Raw genomic sequence first — 1,337 nt, forward strand, 5'->3', positions numbered from 1 at the left:
TATGACTTGGTTGTTCGTGGTCGGCGTGTGTTGACGACGGCGGGGATCGCGGCGCGGGAGGTCGGGATCCGGGGCGGGCGGATCGTGGCGATCGAGCCGTTGGGTAATGCCCTGGCCGGGGCGCAGGTCATAGACCTCGCCGATGACGAGACGATGATCCCGGGCCTGGTCGATACCCATGTCCACGTCAACGAACCGGGCCGCACGGAGTGGGAAGGGTTCGCGTCCGCGACCCGGGCCGCCGCGGCCGGGGGCGTCACGACGATCATCGACATGCCGCTGAACTCCATTCCGCCGACCACCACCGTCGAAGGGTTGAAACTCAAACGTGAAGTCGCCGCGGACCAGGCGTTTGTCGACGTCGGGTTCTGGGGCGGGGCGGTCCCGGGGAACCTGAAAGACCTCCGGGGCCTCCACGACGAGGGCGTCTTCGGGTTCAAGTGTTTCCTGCTCCACTCCGGGGTCGATGAATTCCCGCACCTGGAGGCCGATGAAATGGAAACAGACATGGCCGAGCTGAAATCCTTCGACTCACTCATGATCGTCCACGCCGAAGACTCCCACGCGATCGACCGCGCACCGCACCCGGGCGGGGACCACTACGCGAACTTCCTCTCCTCCCGCCCGCGCGGGGCCGAGAACAAAGCCATCGCCGAAGTCATCGAACGCGCCCGCTGGACCGGAGCCAGGGCCCACATCCTGCACCTGTCCTCCTCCGACGCGCTGCCGATGATCGCCTCGGCCAAACGCGACGGCGTGCACCTGACCGTGGAGACCTGCCCGCACTATTTGACACTGATGGCCGAGGAAATCCCCGACGGCGCCACCGCATACAAATGCTGCCCGCCGATCCGGGAAGCCGCGAACCGGGAACTGCTCTGGAAAGGCCTCCAGGAAGGCACCATCGACTGCATCGTCTCAGACCACTCACCCTCGACCCTGGACCTGAAAGACCTCGAAAACGGCGACTTCGCCGTCGCCTGGGGCGGGGTCTCCTCCCTGCAGCTCGGACTGTCCCTGATCTGGACCGAAGCCCGCCACCGCGGCATCGCCCTGGAACAAGTGATCTCCTGGATGGCCGCCAAACCCGCCGAACTCGCCCGCCTCACCACCAAAGGCCACATCGCCCTCGGCTACGACGCGGACTTCGCGATCTTCGCCCCCAACGAGGCCTACGTCGTGGACGTCACCAAACTCCAGCACAAAAACCCCATCACCCCCTACGACGGCAAAGCACTCTCCGGCGTCGTCCGCAAAACCTACCTCCGCGGCCACCCCATCAACAACCACACCCCCCACGGCACCCTCCTGCGCCGCGGCGGCATCTAAACCCCACC

The 1,337-nt window shown here is 65.9% G+C and carries 1 protein-coding gene; it reads left to right on the forward strand.

Annotated features, from left to right (window positions below):
- Window positions 1–1,329: allantoinase AllB (allB, locus tag QK287_RS18375; RefSeq protein WP_282361129.1), on the forward strand; the 1,329-nt coding region annotated here is incomplete at its 5' end.
- Window positions 1,330–1,337: the final 8 nt, after the last annotated feature.

The organism is Arthrobacter sp. AL05 (assembly GCF_029960715.1).
Classification (GTDB): domain Bacteria; phylum Actinomycetota; class Actinomycetes; order Actinomycetales; family Micrococcaceae; genus Arthrobacter.